The organism is Streptomyces sp. NPDC059649 (genome assembly GCF_042734445.1).
Classification (GTDB): Bacteria; Actinomycetota; Actinomycetes; order Streptomycetales; family Streptomycetaceae; genus Streptomyces.
On sequence record NZ_JBHWDV010000010.1, the window covers coordinates 61,962 to 77,361 of the forward strand.

Sequence of the window (15,400 nt, forward strand, 5' to 3'; positions counted from 1 at the left end):
GGCCAGATCCTCCTCTTTTCGCACGCGAGGCCGTCCTTATACGGGAACCTGCAGTTGACGCGCCGTCGGGCAAGTGAGGTGGCTGTGAAGCGTAGAGAATATTTCGGACAATTTGGCGTATCGGCAACAGTTGTGCCAGCCAGGGTCGCCTACTTGATCGACGAGGGCAGTGCTGACGGTTTCCGCGCCGCAGTGCGGCAGGCGAGTGTTCGGTGGGGCGGTATCACCGAACTCATTTTTCCTGTGGCGCCTGATGGACAGACGCCGGAGGACATGGACGCGCTCACCACGCAGATGGGCATCGACGCAGTTGTGAACGTCAACGTGGCGGAGGACCGCGCGCAGCGCGTGGCGCATGCTGTGAGGTTGCCGTTGGTTCCGTTGGCACACATCAACAACGAAACCGTCAGCCAACTCACATGCCCTCCAGCCTCGGTGATGCTGCGGAACGAGCCCACACTGATCGCCGATGAAGACGCTCCACTCTGGCAGGTTGCGGTGGCCGGAGACCTCTCCCCCGAGGACCTATTGCGAGCTCAGATGCAGATGACTGTGGGGCGGCCCGGCGTGCGCGGGCGGGTCGAAACGAGGAGTGATGGAAAGCCTTCGGTGATTCCGCGGCCGCCTTTTCGCGGCGATGTTGAGATAGCCGAAGCGCAACTTCGCGGCAGCACGCTGCTTGCGCAAACTAAGCAGCAGCTTGTTGGGCGGTTCCGATTTCAAACTCGTTTCTTGTTTGGCCCCGCCGTGATCGTGGTGTCAGATGCAGACGACGTGTCCCAGTGCATCGCATTCTGGAACGCCCGAGCCGTGCAGCCCTTCCTTGACCAAGTGCCGGTGATGCTCTTGCCTCGCCACGGCGTAGACGGTTGGGCCGGCTTCGGACAACAGGTGGCCAGAGCCCTGGCGAGGGTAGGCAGTATCCCGACAGTGTGGCTCAATGCTCCAAACCTGTCTGACGACGAGCTAGAGAGGATGGCTGAGGTCCTCGGTCTTACTGCTACAGACGCTCGGGGGGCTGTTGGCCGGCTAGCAAGGCCGTGTCCGCATCCGACGTACACGACGAACCTACAGCCGCAATGGCTTGTGGGCGAGGTGCCATGGGGGAAAAGGACGTCGCTCGACGTGCACGTCTATGCCGATAGAACCGTCCTCGACTTTGAGCCTCCAGTCCGGTTTCTGGGGAGCGGGTCGGCACTGCTTCGGCTGACGAGCGAGGCATTCGACGGGCTCCCTCGTCGCCCGGAAGTCGCCCAGTTGATCCTTCGCACCGCCACGTGGAACCGGGACAGACTGCAGCTTCAAGTTAACGCCGTTTCGCGGTTCCGGTTTGAACTGAGGATTCCTCAGCTTCGGGAGGTTCTGTCTGCGTTGTTGGACGCGTCGACAGAGCGTTGGGAGCTGTCAGACAAGGGTCGGTTGGCTACAGGAGTGGGCGCGCCAACTGGAATTAACCCCTTGCTGGAACTTCATGTCTATGAAGCACTGGTCGGCCTGACCACCCCACGATCCGACCATCTGGTCAAGCGCTTCAAAGAGCTTGCGGGCGAAGTGCGTGATAATGAGGCACTGAGGGCGCTCGCCGGCGACTGGGGCGGACGTGCTGAACGTGTCTTCAGGATGCCGCAAGACATCATTACGGGTCTGGGGGCAGATTCTCTGGTTCCCGCCCTGGAGCGGGCTTGCGAGGAGGGCTGGGTCGAGCGTGGCTTGGGAATCATTTGCTCCCAATGCAAGGTCAAGAGCTTCGTTCCCCTTTCGGATGTCGCAGGTGTGGCCCAATGCCCGGGATGCTCAGCACCATCGCGGTATGTACGTGAGAACGGGAAAGCCGTTGCCCTTCACTACCGCCTGAACTCTTATATCGACCGCGCCAGCGACCTTGGCACCCTCCCCCACCTTCTCGTCGTCGAGTACTTGATCGGCGAGCACCCCCACTCCTCGTTCCTGCCGGGTGTCAACCTCCACTTTGGGGGAGGGAAGCAATTGGAGAGCGATATATACGGAATCTGGGGCGGGAAGATCCTTGCTGGAGAAGTCAAAACCCAAGCTAGCGACTTCAATGACACCCAGCTAGAGAAAGATGTTGAAATCAGCCGTCGCTTGGGTGTAGATATCCATCTCATAGCATCCGTTGACACCATGCCACGCGAGATTAGGGAGAAAGCGGAGCGGCTTTGTGCCAACCATGACCTCGACCTGTTGATATTGGACGAACGACAGTTGCGTCCGGGCCAGGCTGAGCACCGGGAAGCAATTATCCAATCCCGTAAAGAGCGTAAGGCCCGGGGTGGGCGCCCGAGGTCTCGTAACCATTAGCTCGATGCTGCTTAGTTGCTTCGCCCGTTATCTGCGGACCACCTTCCGGCCGGCTCTTCGGCCGTGCGACCGCGCGCCAGTCGGGCGGTCGCCAACAGCGTGGCCAGCGTGGACCAATGGTCACGAACTCATAACAATGCATGTATGCCTCTGAGACACATCCGCGGCTCACAGGCTGAACAGGCGGAACGCTGGTTCTCCGGCCTGCTGAGACGGGTGGGCGGCTGAGACAGGTGAACTGTTCCTAATGCGGGACGGGTGACGCTGCGGGATCTCGTACGCCAGGCGCTGCGGATGCGGCCGGACCGGCTGGTGGTGGGCGAGGTGCGGGGCGCGGAGGTCACGGACCTGCTGGCCGCCCTCAACACCGGCCATGAGGGGGGCTGCGGCACGGTCCATGCCAACGCCGCCTGCGATGTCCCCGCGCGCCTGGAGGCCCTCGGTTCGACCGCGGGCCTGGACCGGGCGGCGCTGCACAGCCAGTTGGCGGCCGCGCTCTCCGTCGTTCTCCACCTCGTACGTGACCGTACCGGCCGCCGCCGGATCGCCGAGGTCCATGTCCTCGAGCGCCATCGCGACGGCTGCGTGGCGACCGTCCCGGCGGCCGTCTGGAGCCCGGACGGCTTCCAACCGGCCCCCGGCTGGGACCGGTTGCGCCGCCTGTGCGAGCGCGGCGGAGGCGAGTGGCCATGAATGGCGCCGGGGTCGCGCTGGTGGGCGCGGTGATGTGCGCGGGGGCCGCGGCCCGGCTGGCGGCCGGGAGACGGGAGGAGGTACGGCGGCGGGCCCGGGCGATCCTCGGCGGCGAGGCGGGCGACCGGGTCGCCCAGGGGCAGGCCCGGTGGCTGCGGGAGGTGCGCACATGGTGCGCGGGACGGGTGACCGACGGGGAACGGCGATGGCGCCTCGGGCGCCGGGCCGACATCGGACGGGAGCTGTGGTGTCTGCCGGCCGGGCTGGCGCTGGGTGTGCTGGGTGGGTCCGTACTACCGGTGCTCGCGACACCGGTGGCGGCCCACCTCGTCCGGCGGTGGCTCGCCGGCCGTCGGGCGGGACGAGCGCGCGAGCGGCGGACCGCGGCGGTGATCGGGCTGTGCGCGGCGGTGGCGGGGGAGCTGCGGACCGGCCGGCAGCCGGCCCAGGCGCTGTATGCCGCGGGGGCACCACCGGCACTGGGCGCGGCGGGCCGGGCGGCGGCCGCGGCCGCCCGCTACGGCGGGGACGTGACCCGGGCGCTACGGGCCGCGGCACGGCAGCCCGGGGCCGAGGGGCTGACCGCGGTGGCGGCGTGCTGGCAGGTGGCGGTCGAGGGCGGTGCGGGCCTGGCCTCCGGACTGGAGCGGATCGCGGCCGGGCTCCGCGCCCGCCGCGAGTTGGGCGAGGAACTGCGGGCCCAGTTGGCCGGGCCCCGAACGACCGCGCTGATGCTCGCGCTGCTCCCGGTGGGCGGCCTCCTGCTGGGCACCGCCCTGGGCGCCGACCCTCTGGGCGTGTTGCTGCACTCCCCGGCCGGCTGGGGCTGCTTGGTACTCGGCGGGCTCCTGGAGTGGGGCGGGGTGGTGTGGACGGCCCGGATCGTCGCGGAAGCGGAAGGCGCGGAGGGCGTGGCGGCCACGGACGGCGTGGCCAGCAGGGACGGCGCGGACGGTGCGGATGGCGGGGACGGCGCGGACGGCGCGGGAGTGGAGAACGAAGGCGCGGGCGTACGGAACGTGCGCAGAAGGGACATCTCGTGAGTGCAGTGATGGGCGTAGGGGTCGGCGTCGCGGACGTTGTCCACAGGGTGGGGATGACGGCGGTCGTCGTGGCGGCTGTCACCACGGCGGTGCTGTGCGCGATGGCGACGGGGTGCGCCATGGCGGCGCTGGACGAGGTGCGTCGCCGCCGGGCCGTAGGGAGACGGGTGGCGGCGGTCCTGGGCCGCGGGCCGGACAGGGGCGGCGATCATGGCACCGGCGGCGGGCCCGGCTGGTCGCGCAGGCTGTTGGGTCCTGTATGGCGGGTACGTCCTCCGCGAGCGAAAGCCCGAAACCGTCCAGTTGGAGTCGGCGGGTCGGCGAGATGGGCCGGGCCGCTGGGGGCCGCGGTCTTCGTGGCCCTCCTCACCGGCGGGGCGGCGGGCGTCCTGGCGGGACTCGTCGCGGGTTTCGTCGCGCACCGCAGGCTGGCGCGCCATCGGGAGACGCAGGCCGCACGGTCGGCGGCCGAGGAGGTGCACCGGCAACTGGCGCCGGCGGGCGACCTGTTGGCCGCCTGTCTGGCAGCGGGAGCCGGGCCCCGGGAAGCGGCGGAAGCGGTCGGCCGGTCCCTCGACGGGCCGGTGGCCGAACGACTTCGGCAAGTGGCGGCGGAGCTGCGACTGGGCGGCGAACCGGCCGTCGTATGGCGGCGATTGGCCGCACTGCCCGGCGCCGAGGAACTCGCCCGCTGTATGGAGCGCGCCGGGATATCCGGCGTACCGGCGGTGGAGTCCGCGTCCCGGATCGCCGCTGAACTACGCGCCGAACGGGACAGAGCCGCGGCCGCCCGGGCCCGCCGAGCCGGCGTGCTGGTCACTCTCCCGCTCGCCGGGTGCTTTCTCCCGGCGTTCCTCCTGCTCGGGGTGGCACCGGTGCTCATCGGGCTGGCGGACGGCCTGCTGGGGCGCAACTGACCGCGAGGGCTGACGAGTAGCGGCTAGCGGCTACGTGAGACGACGCCGCCGAACAACAACACCAACAACGACAACAACCCAGACACCCACAACGACTCAGACAACAACGACACCAACAACGACACCAACAACGACAACGACAACGACAACGACCGGCCGGGAGGCGGCCGGGGAACGGGGGTTGGAATGTTCCGGCGATGGAGGAAGCGGCTGCGTAGGAGGGCGGCCGATGACCGCGGGATGGCGACGGCCGAGTACGCGATCGTCACGCTCGCGGCCTGTGCGCTGGCCGTGGTGTTCTACCGGCTCATCACGAGCGGCACGGTGCGTGCGGCACTGCGGTCCTTGATCGAGCAGGCGCTCCATGCACCGTCGTGACGGCGCAAGGACGCTCCGCGGGGCCCGCGCGGCCCCGCGGAGGGCCCGCGACGCAGGCTCGGTGACAGCGGAGACGGCTCTGGTGCTGCCGGTGCTGGTGGTGGTCGTGGCGGTGCTCATCTGGGGGCTGATGGCCGCCTGTGCCCGCATCGAGTGCGTGGATGCGGCGCGGGCCGGGGCTCGGGCGGCGGCGCGGTCGGAACCGCGGACGGCGGTGCTCGCGGCCGCGCGCCGCGTGGCGCCCCGGGGCGCGCGGGTGGCGCTGGCCCGGGAGGGCGATCTGGTGCGGGTGCGGGTCGAGGCCGCGCTGCCCGGTGTCGGGGAACTGACGGTACGTGTCGGAGGGGAGGCGGCGGCTCTTGCGGAGGAAACGGTGGGGCGATGAGGGCTCGGCGACGGTCTGCACGGTCTTCGCTGCCGCGGCGCTGTGCGCGGTCTTCGTGGCCCTGATGGGGCTGGGCCAGGCCGTCACGGCACGCCACCGGGCGGGCGGCGCCGCCGACCTGGCCGCACTGGCGGCCGCGGACCGCGCCGTACGGGGCCCGGCCGCAGCCTGTGCGGCGGCGGGCCGGGTGGCGGCGGCGCAGCACACGCGGCTGGTGCGCTGCGCGCTGTCCGGCGCGGTGGCGGACGTCTCGGTCGAGGCAGGCAGCGCACCCTTCACCTCCCGGTCACGCGCCCGCGCCGGACCGGCGGCACCAGGGCCCACCGCTGCCCGTACGTCGGCCCAAAGGACGTCCCTTGCCCGTACCGGAAGCACAGGGCGCTCTACGGGAGGCACAAGGCCCTCCGCTGCCCGTACGGCAGCACAAGGGACGTCCGTTGCCCGTACGGCGGCACCAAGGCCCTCCGCTACCCGTACGGCGGCACCAAGGCCCTCCGTCGCCCGCCCGGACGCGCGCAGGGCACTGCCTGCCGTGCGCAGGGCATCGGCAGCCGCTCGCGGGGCATCCCCTGCCCCGCGCAGGCCACCCCCTGCCGCTCATAGGGCAGCGGAGGGCGCGCCCCCTGCCCGCAGGGGGGCACCTGGGGCACGGACGTCTGCCGTGCGGACGGCGGCGCAAGCCACGCTCACCAGCCACCGGGCGGCACGAAGCACGGCCCCCGCCCGCCTCCCGCTCCCGGTACGTCCCTCATGCGGGCGTCTTCGGCGCCCCCCGCAGCAGTTCGCCCAGCAGGCGGATGGCGCCGCGTTTGTGGAGGGGATCGTTGCCGTTGCCGCATTTCGGGGACTGGATGCAGGACGGGCAGCCGGCGTCGCACTCGCAGGAGGCGATGGCGCTTCGGGTGGCGGCGAGCCAGTCGGCGGCGGTGTGGAAGGCGCGTTCGGCGAAGCCCGCGCCGCCCGGGTGGCCGTCGTAGACGAACACGGTCGGCAGCAGGGTGTCCGGGTGCAGCGGGACGGACACCCCGCCGATGTCCCAGCGGTCGCAGGTGGCGAAGAGCGGCAGCATGCCGATGGAGGCGTGCTCCGCGGCGTGCAGCGCGCCGCCGAGCTGCGGGGGGCCGACGCGCGCGGCGTCGAGCTGGTCCTCGGTGACCGTCCACCACACCGCGCGGGTGCGCAGCGTGCGCGGCGGCAGATCGAGTTTGGTCTCGCCCAGGACCTCGCCGGTGATGAGCTTGCGGCGCAGGTAGGACACGACCTGGTTGGTGACCTCCACGGAGCCGAAGCACAGCCGCGCGTCCCCCCAGGGGACCTCGGTGTCCGTCTCCAGGATGGAGATGGCCGTGGTGTCGCGGGCCGTCGTGGAATACGGCGGGCTGGCCTCCTCGACCAGCGCGACGTCGTCGTCCAGGTCGAGGTGGCGCACGACGTACGTACGGCCCTGATGGAGGTGGACCGCGCCGTCGTGCACGGTGGTGTGCGAGGCGGCGGCGTCCACGGTCCCCAGCAGCCGCCCGGTCCCGGCCTCCACGACCTGCACCGGCGACCCGCCCTGGCCGCGGATGTCGGTGAGATCGGCGGCCCGTTCGCGGCGCGTCCAGTGCCAGGCGGTGGCGCGCCGCCGCAGCAGGGCCGCGGCCTCCAGCTGCGGCATCAGCCCTTCGGCCGCGGGCCCGAAGAGCGGGAAGTCATCGGCGGTGAGCGGGAGTTCCGCGGCGGCGGCGCACAGGTGCGGGGCCAGTACGTAGGGGTTGTCGGGGTCGAGGACGGTCGACTCGACGGGCTGGTCGAAGAGCGCCTCGGGGTGGTGGACGAGATAGGTGTCCAGCGGGTCGTCGCGGGCCACGAGCACCGCCAGCGCGCCCTGCCCGGCCCGGCCGGCCCGGCCGGCCTGCTGCCACAGGGACGCACGGGTCCCCGGATAGCCCGCGATGACCACGGCGTCCAGGCCGGAGACGTCCACGCCCAGCTCCAGCGCCGTGGTGGCGGCCAGGCCCAGCAGCGCGCCGCTGTGCAGGGCGCGTTCCAGGGCGCGGCGCTCCTCGGGCAGATAGCCGCCCCGGTAGGCGGCGATCCGCGCGGGCAGCGAACGGTCCACCTCCGCGAGGCGTTCCTGGGCGATCAGCGCGATCAGTTCCGCGCCGCGCCGGGAGCGTACGAAGGCGACCGTGCGCACGCCCTGGACGGCGAGGTCGGTGAGCAGATCGGCGGTCTCGGCGGTGGCCGTGCGGCGCACCGGTGCGCCCTGTTCGCCGTGCAGCTCGGTCAGCGGCGGCTCCCAGAGCGCGAAGACCAACTCGCCGCGCGGCGAGGTGTCCTCGGTGATCTCCACCACGGGCAGACCGGTCAGCCGGGTCGCCGCCCCGGCCGGCTCGGCGGCCGTGGCGGAGGCGAGCAGGAAGACCGGCTCGGAGCCGTAACGGGCGCAGACCCGGCGCAGCCGGCGGATCACCTGGGCGACGTGCGAGCCGAAGACGCCGCGGTAGGTGTGGCACTCGTCGATGACGACATAGCGCAGCGCGCGCAGGAAGGAGGACCAGCGGGGGTGCGACGGCAGGATGCCGCGGTGCAGCATGTCGGGGTTGGTCAGCACGTAGTTCGCGTACTGGCGGACCCACTCGCGCTCCTCGACGGGGGTGTCGCCGTCGTAGACCGCGGGCCGGACGGCGGTGCCCAGCGGGGCGGCCAGCTCGCGTACGGCACGCCGCTGGTCGGCGGCCAGGGCCTTCGTCGGGGCCAGATACAGGGCCGTGGTGCCCCGGCCGTTGGGCGCCTCGGAGCCGTCCAGGAGGGTGGAGAGGACCGGCGCGAGATAGGCCAGGGACTTGCCCGAGGCGGTGCCGGTGGCCACCACGACCGACTCGCCGCGCAAGGCGTGTTCGGACGTCCGTGCCTGGTGGGCCCAGGGACGCTCGATTCCGGACGAACGGATCGCGTCGATCACTTCCGGCCGGATCCGATCGGGCCAGTCGGCATGGCTGCCGATGCGCGGGGGCAAGTGCTCCGTATGAGTGATGCGCGCAGCGCGGGTCGCGCCCCGGGCGAGACGTTGAAGAATCATGCCTGGGGAAGGGCGCGCGCCCGCATCCGGCGGGAGTCGATTGGAGGCCATCGGCACCGAGTGTGTCACCGGAGTGACGGACAATGCTCAAAGGGCGTCGTGCACGCCTGCTGGTAAGTGATTGAATGCCATCGCGGCTGCCAGATCCGCCCCTACCTTCGGTGGGGAGGCCCCAGGGGGGCGACCGCTCGATAGCAAGGTGCTGGAGGATCCGTGGACCTGTCCCTGTCGACCCGGACCGTTGGCGACCGTACGGTCGTCGAGGTCGGTGGCGAGATTGATGTATACACCGCGCCCAAGCTGCGAGAGCAGCTGGTCGAGCTTGTGAACGACGGAAGCTACCACCTCGTGGTGGACATGGAACGTGTCGACTTCCTCGACTCCACTGGGCTCGGCGTCCTGGTCGGCGGACTCAAGCGGGTGCGCGCCCATGAGGGCTCGCTGCGCCTGGTCTGCAACCAGGAGCGCATTCTCAAGATCTTCCGTATCACCGGTCTGACCAAGGTGTTCCCGATTCACACCTCGGTCGACGAAGCCGTCGCAGCCACTGACTGACGGCTTACCGGACCCCCGCGCCGACAGGCGCGGGGGGAGGAAGGAGTGGGGGGTACCGGACGGGTGTCCGGCCCCCTGCGTCGCACGCCCGCATATCGAGGGGGATGGCATGGCCACCGTCGAACTCCGTTTCAGCGCCCTTCCCGAGCACGTCCGCACCGCGCGACTGGTCGCGGCTGCCGTGGCACGGCGGGCCGGGGTGGACGAGGCCGTCCTGGACGAGGTGCGGCTCGCGGTCGGCGAGGCCTGCAGCCGGGCCGTGGGGCTGCACGAGAGCCATGACATCGCGTCGCCGGTGCGGGTGCTGCTGATCGAGGACGAGAAGAAGTTCTCGATCGAGGTCGGCGACGGCGTGCCCGGCGGGACCTCCGCGGCGGGTGCCGGGGGTGCCGGCGCGGCCGAGGGCGCCGCGGAGAGCGACGCCGAGGGCGAGGACGAGATGGGCCTCGCGGTCATCAGCGGGCTGGTCGACGACGTCGAGGTGACCGCCGGTGAAGAGGGCGGCATGATCCGCATGAGCTGGCCCACGACGACGACGGCAACGATCTCGTAGCCGGGCCGACAGCTGCCCCGCCATAGCGCGTACCCGTACCGAGAGCCGATACGCGTACCGCAGCCGCAGCCGCAGCCGCAGCCGCAGCCGCTGGCGCGTACCGCCCGTTCCCGTACCCGTACCGGGTGTCTGCCGTCTTCATGCCGTGTCCTGGGGCGCTGCTCTGCGGCCTGACCATGGAGCCGCCACCGCCCCCTCATTCGTTGCGATCCGGACTCGATCTGACAGGTCCTCATGGGCCCGCACAGGTAGGCAGAGAGACGGCTGTGGGTGGTGGGTCACCCGTTCGGCCGCGGCCGGGCGGCTCAATTCTCTCCGGGGTCACCTGTGCCCCATATGGCCCAACCGCCGGGGCGGCGTCCTTGAGCAGCGGCGATCAATGCGTGATCAAGCGGTGATCAGTACGACGAAGAGATCATCTGCCAGCTGTCAGTGAATTCGGTGCATTCCTTCGTCCGGGCGAATTCCGGGCGCCGTCTGCCTTTTGATCTTCGCGACTACCGGCGAATTCCCTTTGAGGCGCCCTGTTTTGATCAACCGGGGCTCCCTACAATCCGTCCACATCTCTTGCTCAGGACGCCTGAGCGTGCTTCCGCGCGCCCATGTGCCAAACGTCAAGGAGGACGAATGGCGGGGCCTTACACCCCTCAGTTGCTTGACACCCCCTCTTTTCTGGCCGGGCCGTCACTGACCGCGGGCAACCGCGGCATCGTGCTGGTGATCGCCGTGGTGGCGCTGGCGGCGCTGGCCGTCGCGGCGGTGCTGGTCCGCCAAGTGCTCGCGGCCGGCGAGGGAACCGACAGTATGAAGAAGATCGCGGCGGCGGTGCAGGAAGGCGCAAATGCCTACCTGGCACGGCAGTTGCGGACCCTCGGCGTATTCGCGGTCGTGGTGTTCTTCCTGCTCATGCTGCTGCCCGCGGATAACTGGTCGCAGCGCGCCGGACGCAGTGCCTTCTTCTTGATCGGCGCGGCATTCTCGGCGGCCACCGGCTATATCGGCATGTGGCTCGCGGTGCGCAGCAATGTGCGTGTGGCGGCGGCCGCCCGGGAGGCCACTCCGGCCGAGGGCGAATCCCGGGAAAAGGATCTTACGGCGGTATCCCACAAGGCGATGAAGATCGCTTTCCGCACCGGTGGTGTGGTCGGCATGTTCACTGTGGGACTCGGTCTGCTCGGTGCGTCCTGTGTGGTCCTCGTCTACGCGGTCGACGCGCCGAAGGTGCTGGAGGGCTTCGGTCTCGGCGCCGCGCTGATCGCGATGTTCATGAGGGTCGGCGGCGGCATCTTCACCAAGGCCGCCGACGTCGGCGCCGACCTCGTCGGCAAGGTCGAGAAGGGCATCCCCGAGGACGACCCGCGCAACGCCGCGACCATCGCGGACAACGTCGGCGACAACGTCGGTGACTGCGCCGGTATGGCCGCCGACCTCTTCGAGTCGTACGCGGTCACCCTGGTCGCCGCCCTCATCCTGGGCACCGCGGCCTTCGGGGACGCGGGCCTGGCCTTCCCGCTACTGGTGCCGGCCATCGGCGTACTCACCGCGATGATCGGCATCTTCGTCGTCGCGCCGCGGCGCCGGGACCGCAGCGGAATGACCGCCATCAACCGCGGCTTCTTCATCTCCGCGGGCATCTCGCTGGTCCTGGTGGCCGCCGCGGTCTTCACCTACCTGCCGTCCAGCTACCGCGATCTGACCGGCGTCAGCGACCCCCTGGTCCTGGGCCACAGCGGTGACCCGCGGATGCTGGCCCTGGTCGCGGTCGCCATCGGCATCGTGCTCGCCGCGCTGATCCAGCAGCTGACCGGCTACTTCACCGAGACCACCCGGCGCCCGGTACGGGACATCGGCAAGACCTCGCTGACCGGCCCGGCCACCGTCGTCCTCTCCGGCATCTCGGTCGGCCTGGAGTCGGCCGTCTACTCGGCGGTGCTGATCGGCCTGGCCGTCTACGGGGCGTTCCTGCTGGGCGGCGCGTCCATCACGCTGGCGCTGTTCGCGGTGGCGCTGGCCGGCACCGGTCTGCTGACCACGGTCGGCGTGATCGTGGCGATGGACACCTTCGGACCGGTCTCCGACAACGCCCAGGGCATCGCCGAGATGTCCGGCGACGTCTCCGGGGACGGCGCGCAGGTGCTGACCGACCTGGACGCGGTCGGCAACACCACCAAGGCCATCACCAAGGGCATCGCCATCGCGACCGCCGTACTGGCCGCCTCCGCGCTCTTCGGCTCCTACCGGGACGCGATCGCCACCGCCGTGCGCGGCATCGGCCGGGCGGCCGGCGGTATGGGGCTCAGCCTGGACATCTCACAGCCCAACAACCTGGTCGGGCTGGTCCTCGGGGCCTCGGTCGTCTTCCTGTTCTCCGGGCTGGCGATCAACGCCGTTTCGCGGTCGGCGGGAGCGGTGGTCTTCGAGGTGCGCCGGCAGTTCCGGGAGAAGCCCGGGATCATGGACTACACCCAGACCCCCGAGTACGGGCGGGTGGTCGACATCTGCACCAAGGACGCGCTGCGCGAGCTGGCCACACCGGGCCTGCTGGCGGTGCTCACCCCGATCGCGGTCGGCTTCGCGCTGGGCGTGGGCGCGCTGGGCTCGTTCCTGGCCGGGGCGATCGGCACCGGCACCCTGATGGCGGTCTTCCTCGCCAACTCCGGTGGCGCCTGGGACAACGCCAAGAAGCTGGTCGAGGACGGCCACCACGGCGGCAAGGGCAGCGAGGCACACGCCGCCACCGTCATCGGTGACACCGTAGGAGACCCGTTCAAGGACACCGCAGGACCGGCGATCAACCCGCTGCTGAAGGTGATGAACCTGGTGGCGCTGCTGATCGCGCCCGCTGTGGTGAAGTTCTCATACGGCGAGGACAAGAACATCGGCATCCGGATCGCGGCGGCCGCACTGGCCCTCGCCGTCATCATCGGCGCCGTGTACGCCTCCAAGCGGCGCGGGATCGCCGTGGGTGACGAAGGCAACTCCGCGGAGCCCGACGGCGTCGCCAAGTCGGCCGAGACGGCGGTGGCGTCCTAACCGGAACCGACCGTCGGAAGGGCTCGCGGACCGCTCAACTGGGCGGGTGGCCGGCGCATTTTGCAGGCGCCGGCCACCCGCCCTCGGTCTGCCCGGGTGGCCCTGTGCTCCTTGGTGCAAATGGCTGCAATGAGGGCGGGGCCGGATGCCCGACCCGGGGACCAGGGCGTTCGGACGTGTATGTTCCGGGGCCGAGAGCCATGGAAGGGACCAATCCGGTGAACAAGAAGCTTGTGGCTGCACTGTCCGGCGGGGCGGCACTGATGCTCGCGCTGACCGGCTGCAGCGAGGACAACAGCAAGAAGCTCAACGACTGGGCGAAGAGTTTCTGCGACCCCGCGCAGGCTCCGTTCAAGCAGATCCAGGACGCCAACGCCGCCATGCAGAAGGCGGACAACGCCAGCGCGAACTCCAAGACGGTCCAGCAGACCGACTCGGCGGCCTTCCAGAAGATTTCGCAGGCGTACGCCTCACTGGCCAAGTCCCTGCAGCAGGCCGGTCCGCCGCCCACCGACCAGGGCAAGCAGGCGCAGGAGAACGCGGTCAAGGAACTCAACTCGCTCTCCAAGGGCTACGCGGACCTGCAGAAGCAGGTCAACAACCTCGACACCTCGGACAAGCTCAAGTTCGCCGACGGGCTGCGCGACCTGTCCAACGGCATCAACAAGCTCAACAAGCAGAGCGAGGCCGCCTTCAAGAACCTGGAGGCCGGTGACGTCGGCGCCGCGATGGCGAAGCAGAAGGGCTGTCAGAACCAGGCCGCGTCCGGGTCCCCGGTGCCCACGCCGTCCAAGAAGTCGTAACGCCTCCGCAGGGCCTTCCGCCGGCCCGGCGACGCGCCCGGGAAGGGCGTGCCGCCGGGCCGGCGCCGATTGTCAGTGGCAGCACGGACAATGGTCGGTGTGAGTACGCACCTCCCCACCGCAGATGTCCAGGACCCCGAGAGCAACGCCCGCACCGCCCGGCTGCGTGAGGCGCTGCTGACCGCCGCCTTCACCGCCGACGGGCTGCTGGATCTGCTCGGCGCGCCCGCCTACGCGGCGCTGGCGCGCAACGAGACCGTCCCCGCGCTGCGCGCGACCAGCGGCGACAGCCCGCTGGAGACCCTGGTGCGGCTGTTCCTGCTGCAGCGTCCGGTGGAGCTGGGGCGGGCGCGGGCGGCCCTGCCCGTCGAGGACTGCCTGGCCGACGGCTGGGTGGTCCAGGACGGCGACACCGTGCGCGCCACGGTGGACGTCCGCCCGTACGGCGGCCCCGAGGGGCAGGACTGGTGGATCGTCTCCGACCTGGGCTGCGCGGTCGGCGGCGCCGGCGGCATCCGGGGCGCCGGGGCGGCCGAGCGCGCGCAACTGGTGCTCGGCGTCGGCGGCGCGTCCACCACCCTCTCCGGGATCACCGTGCGCCGGCCGGTCGGCAAGGCGCTCGACCTCGGCACGGGCTCCGGCATCCAGGCGCTGCACGCCGCCCGGCACGCCACCCGGGTCACCGCCACCGACCTCAACCCCCGCGCCCTGCGGATCACCGCGCTGACGCTGGCCCTCTCCGGGGCGGGCGCGGCGGACCTCAGGGAAGGCTCGCTGTTCGAACCGGTCGGGGACGAGACGTACGACCTGATCGTGTCGAACCCGCCGTTCGTGATCTCGCCCCTCGGGCCGGACGGCGCCCGTCTGACGTACCGGGACGGCGGGATGGGCGGCGACGACCTGTGCCGGATCCTCGTCCAGCAGTCCGCCGCGCACCTCAACGACGGCGGGTACTGCCAGATGCTCGCCAACTGGCAGCACGTGGGGGGTGAGGAGTGGCAGGACCGGCTGCGCTCCTGGGTGCCGCGCGGCTGTGACGCCTGGATCGTGCAGCGTGAGGTGCAGGACGTCACCCAGTACGCCGAGCTGTGGCTGCGGGACGCCGGTGACCACCGCGCCGGTGACGAGGAGTACGCCGCGCGGTACGACGCCTGGCTGGAGGAGTTCGCGGCCCGGAAGACCAAGGCCGTCGGCTTCGGCTGGATCACGCTGCGCAAGTCCGGGTCCGACGCCCCGTCCATCACGGTCGAGGAATGGCCGCATCCGGTCGAACAGCCGCTGGGGGACGTGGTCGTGGCCCACTTCGAGCGCCAGGACTACCTGCGTGCCACGGACGACGCCGCGCTGCTGGCCGGGCGCTTCCGGCTCGCGGACGGCGTGGTGCAGGAGCAGGTCGGGCTGCCGGGGGCCGAGGACCCCGAGCATGTGGTGCTCCGTCAGAACCGCGGGATGCGGCGGGCGACGAAGGTGGACACCGTCGGGGCGGGCTTCGCCGGTGTGTGTGACGGCACGCTGCCCGCCGGACGGATCCTGGATGCCATCGCCCAACTCGTCGGCGAGGACCCGGTGCTGCTGCGGGACCGTACGCCCGCCTCGATCCGGATGCTGGTCGAGCAGGGCTTCCTGGAGCCGGTGACGGAGGAGTAGGGGCAAGGAG

Annotated in this window: 11 protein-coding genes and 2 pseudogenes; 12 read left to right on the forward strand and 1 reads right to left on the reverse strand. The window is 70.6% G+C overall.

Annotated elements, in window-relative coordinates; all coding sequences use genetic code 11:
* Positions 1-153: 153 nt before the first annotated feature.
* The 7 genes and pseudogenes from ACFV1J_RS14440 to ACFV1J_RS14470 form a co-directional block, all read left to right on the forward strand.
* The gene (locus tag ACFV1J_RS14440; RefSeq protein ID WP_385857700.1) at positions 154-2,319 is read left to right on the forward strand and encodes a hypothetical protein; all 2,166 of its coding nucleotides are present in this window, start codon (positions 154-156) and stop codon (positions 2,317-2,319) included.
* Between the two features lie 249 nt (positions 2,320-2,568).
* A pseudogene (locus tag ACFV1J_RS14445) lies at positions 2,569-3,012 on the forward strand (ATPase, T2SS/T4P/T4SS family); the annotation flags it as partial.
* Complete coding sequence (locus ACFV1J_RS14450; protein ID WP_385857703.1) at positions 3,009-4,055, forward strand: type II secretion system F family protein; 1,047 nt, start codon at positions 3,009-3,011, stop codon at positions 4,053-4,055. The pseudogene ACFV1J_RS14445 and the gene ACFV1J_RS14450, both read left to right, overlap by 4 nt.
* Positions 4,056-4,411: 356 nt before the next feature.
* Positions 4,412-4,972 carry a type II secretion system F family protein gene (locus tag ACFV1J_RS14455; RefSeq protein WP_385857705.1) on the forward strand — a complete coding sequence of 187 codons (561 nt, stop codon included), beginning with the start codon at positions 4,412-4,414 and terminating at the stop codon, positions 4,970-4,972.
* Positions 4,973-5,212: 240 nt separating this feature from the next.
* Positions 5,213-5,350, forward strand: a complete 138-nt coding sequence (locus tag ACFV1J_RS14460) for a DUF4244 domain-containing protein (RefSeq protein ID WP_234326474.1) — start codon at positions 5,213-5,215, stop codon at positions 5,348-5,350.
* Positions 5,337-5,735 carry a TadE family type IV pilus minor pilin gene (locus tag ACFV1J_RS14465; RefSeq protein WP_385857709.1) on the forward strand — a complete coding sequence of 133 codons (399 nt, stop codon included), beginning with the start codon at positions 5,337-5,339 and terminating at the stop codon, positions 5,733-5,735. Before ACFV1J_RS14460 ends, ACFV1J_RS14465 begins: the two co-directional genes overlap by 14 nt.
* A 55-nt stretch (positions 5,736-5,790) precedes the next feature.
* Positions 5,791-5,982, forward strand: a pseudogene (locus ACFV1J_RS14470) (Rv3654c family TadE-like protein); the annotation flags it as partial.
* A gap of 501 nt (positions 5,983-6,483) precedes the next feature.
* On the opposite strand, the gene ACFV1J_RS14475 reads toward ACFV1J_RS14470, so the two are convergent.
* Positions 6,484-8,850 (reverse strand): DEAD/DEAH box helicase, encoded by a 2,367-nt coding sequence (locus ACFV1J_RS14475; RefSeq protein ID WP_385857711.1) that lies wholly within the window; start codon positions 8,848-8,850, stop codon positions 6,484-6,486.
* Between the two features lie 162 nt (positions 8,851-9,012).
* Here ACFV1J_RS14475 and bldG point away from each other — a divergent pair, with 162 nt between their 5' ends.
* The 5 genes from bldG to ACFV1J_RS14500 all read left to right on the forward strand — a co-directional run bounded on the left by bldG (position 9,013) and on the right by ACFV1J_RS14500 (position 15,390).
* Positions 9,013-9,354, forward strand: coding sequence for an anti-sigma factor antagonist BldG (gene bldG / locus ACFV1J_RS14480; RefSeq protein ID WP_004571875.1), 342 nt, complete (start codon positions 9,013-9,015; stop codon positions 9,352-9,354).
* Between the two features lie 109 nt (positions 9,355-9,463).
* Complete coding sequence (locus ACFV1J_RS14485; protein ID WP_385857715.1) at positions 9,464-9,907, forward strand: ATP-binding protein; 444 nt, start codon at positions 9,464-9,466, stop codon at positions 9,905-9,907.
* 627 nt (positions 9,908-10,534) lie between these two features.
* Positions 10,535-12,940 carry a sodium-translocating pyrophosphatase gene (locus ACFV1J_RS14490; RefSeq protein WP_385857717.1) on the forward strand — a complete coding sequence of 802 codons (2,406 nt, stop codon included), beginning with the start codon at positions 10,535-10,537 and terminating at the stop codon, positions 12,938-12,940.
* 218 nt (positions 12,941-13,158) lie between these two features.
* On the forward strand, positions 13,159-13,743 hold the full coding sequence (locus ACFV1J_RS14495; RefSeq protein ID WP_385857720.1) for a small secreted protein: 585 nt from the start codon (positions 13,159-13,161) through the stop codon (positions 13,741-13,743).
* 99 nt (positions 13,744-13,842) lie between these two features.
* Positions 13,843-15,390, forward strand: a complete 1,548-nt coding sequence (locus tag ACFV1J_RS14500) for a methyltransferase (protein ID WP_385857722.1) — start codon at positions 13,843-13,845, stop codon at positions 15,388-15,390.
* Positions 15,391-15,400 lie beyond the last annotated feature (10 nt).

Coding starts and splice junctions, on each gene's coding strand:
- ACFV1J_RS14450 (WP_385857703.1), top strand. CDS start 3,009: ATGAATGGCGCCGGGGTCGCGCTGGTGGGCGCGGTGATGTGCGCGGGG.
- ACFV1J_RS14460 (WP_234326474.1), top strand. CDS start 5,213: ATGGCGACGGCCGAGTACGCGATCGTCACGCTCGCGGCCTGTGCGCTG.
- ACFV1J_RS14465 (WP_385857709.1), top strand. CDS start 5,337: ATGCACCGTCGTGACGGCGCAAGGACGCTCCGCGGGGCCCGCGCGGCC.
- ACFV1J_RS14475 (WP_385857711.1), bottom strand. CDS start 8,850: ATGGCCTCCAATCGACTCCCGCCGGATGCGGGCGCGCGCCCTTCCCCA.
- ACFV1J_RS14485 (WP_385857715.1), top strand. CDS start 9,464: ATGGCCACCGTCGAACTCCGTTTCAGCGCCCTTCCCGAGCACGTCCGC.
- ACFV1J_RS14490 (WP_385857717.1), top strand. CDS start 10,535: ATGGCGGGGCCTTACACCCCTCAGTTGCTTGACACCCCCTCTTTTCTG.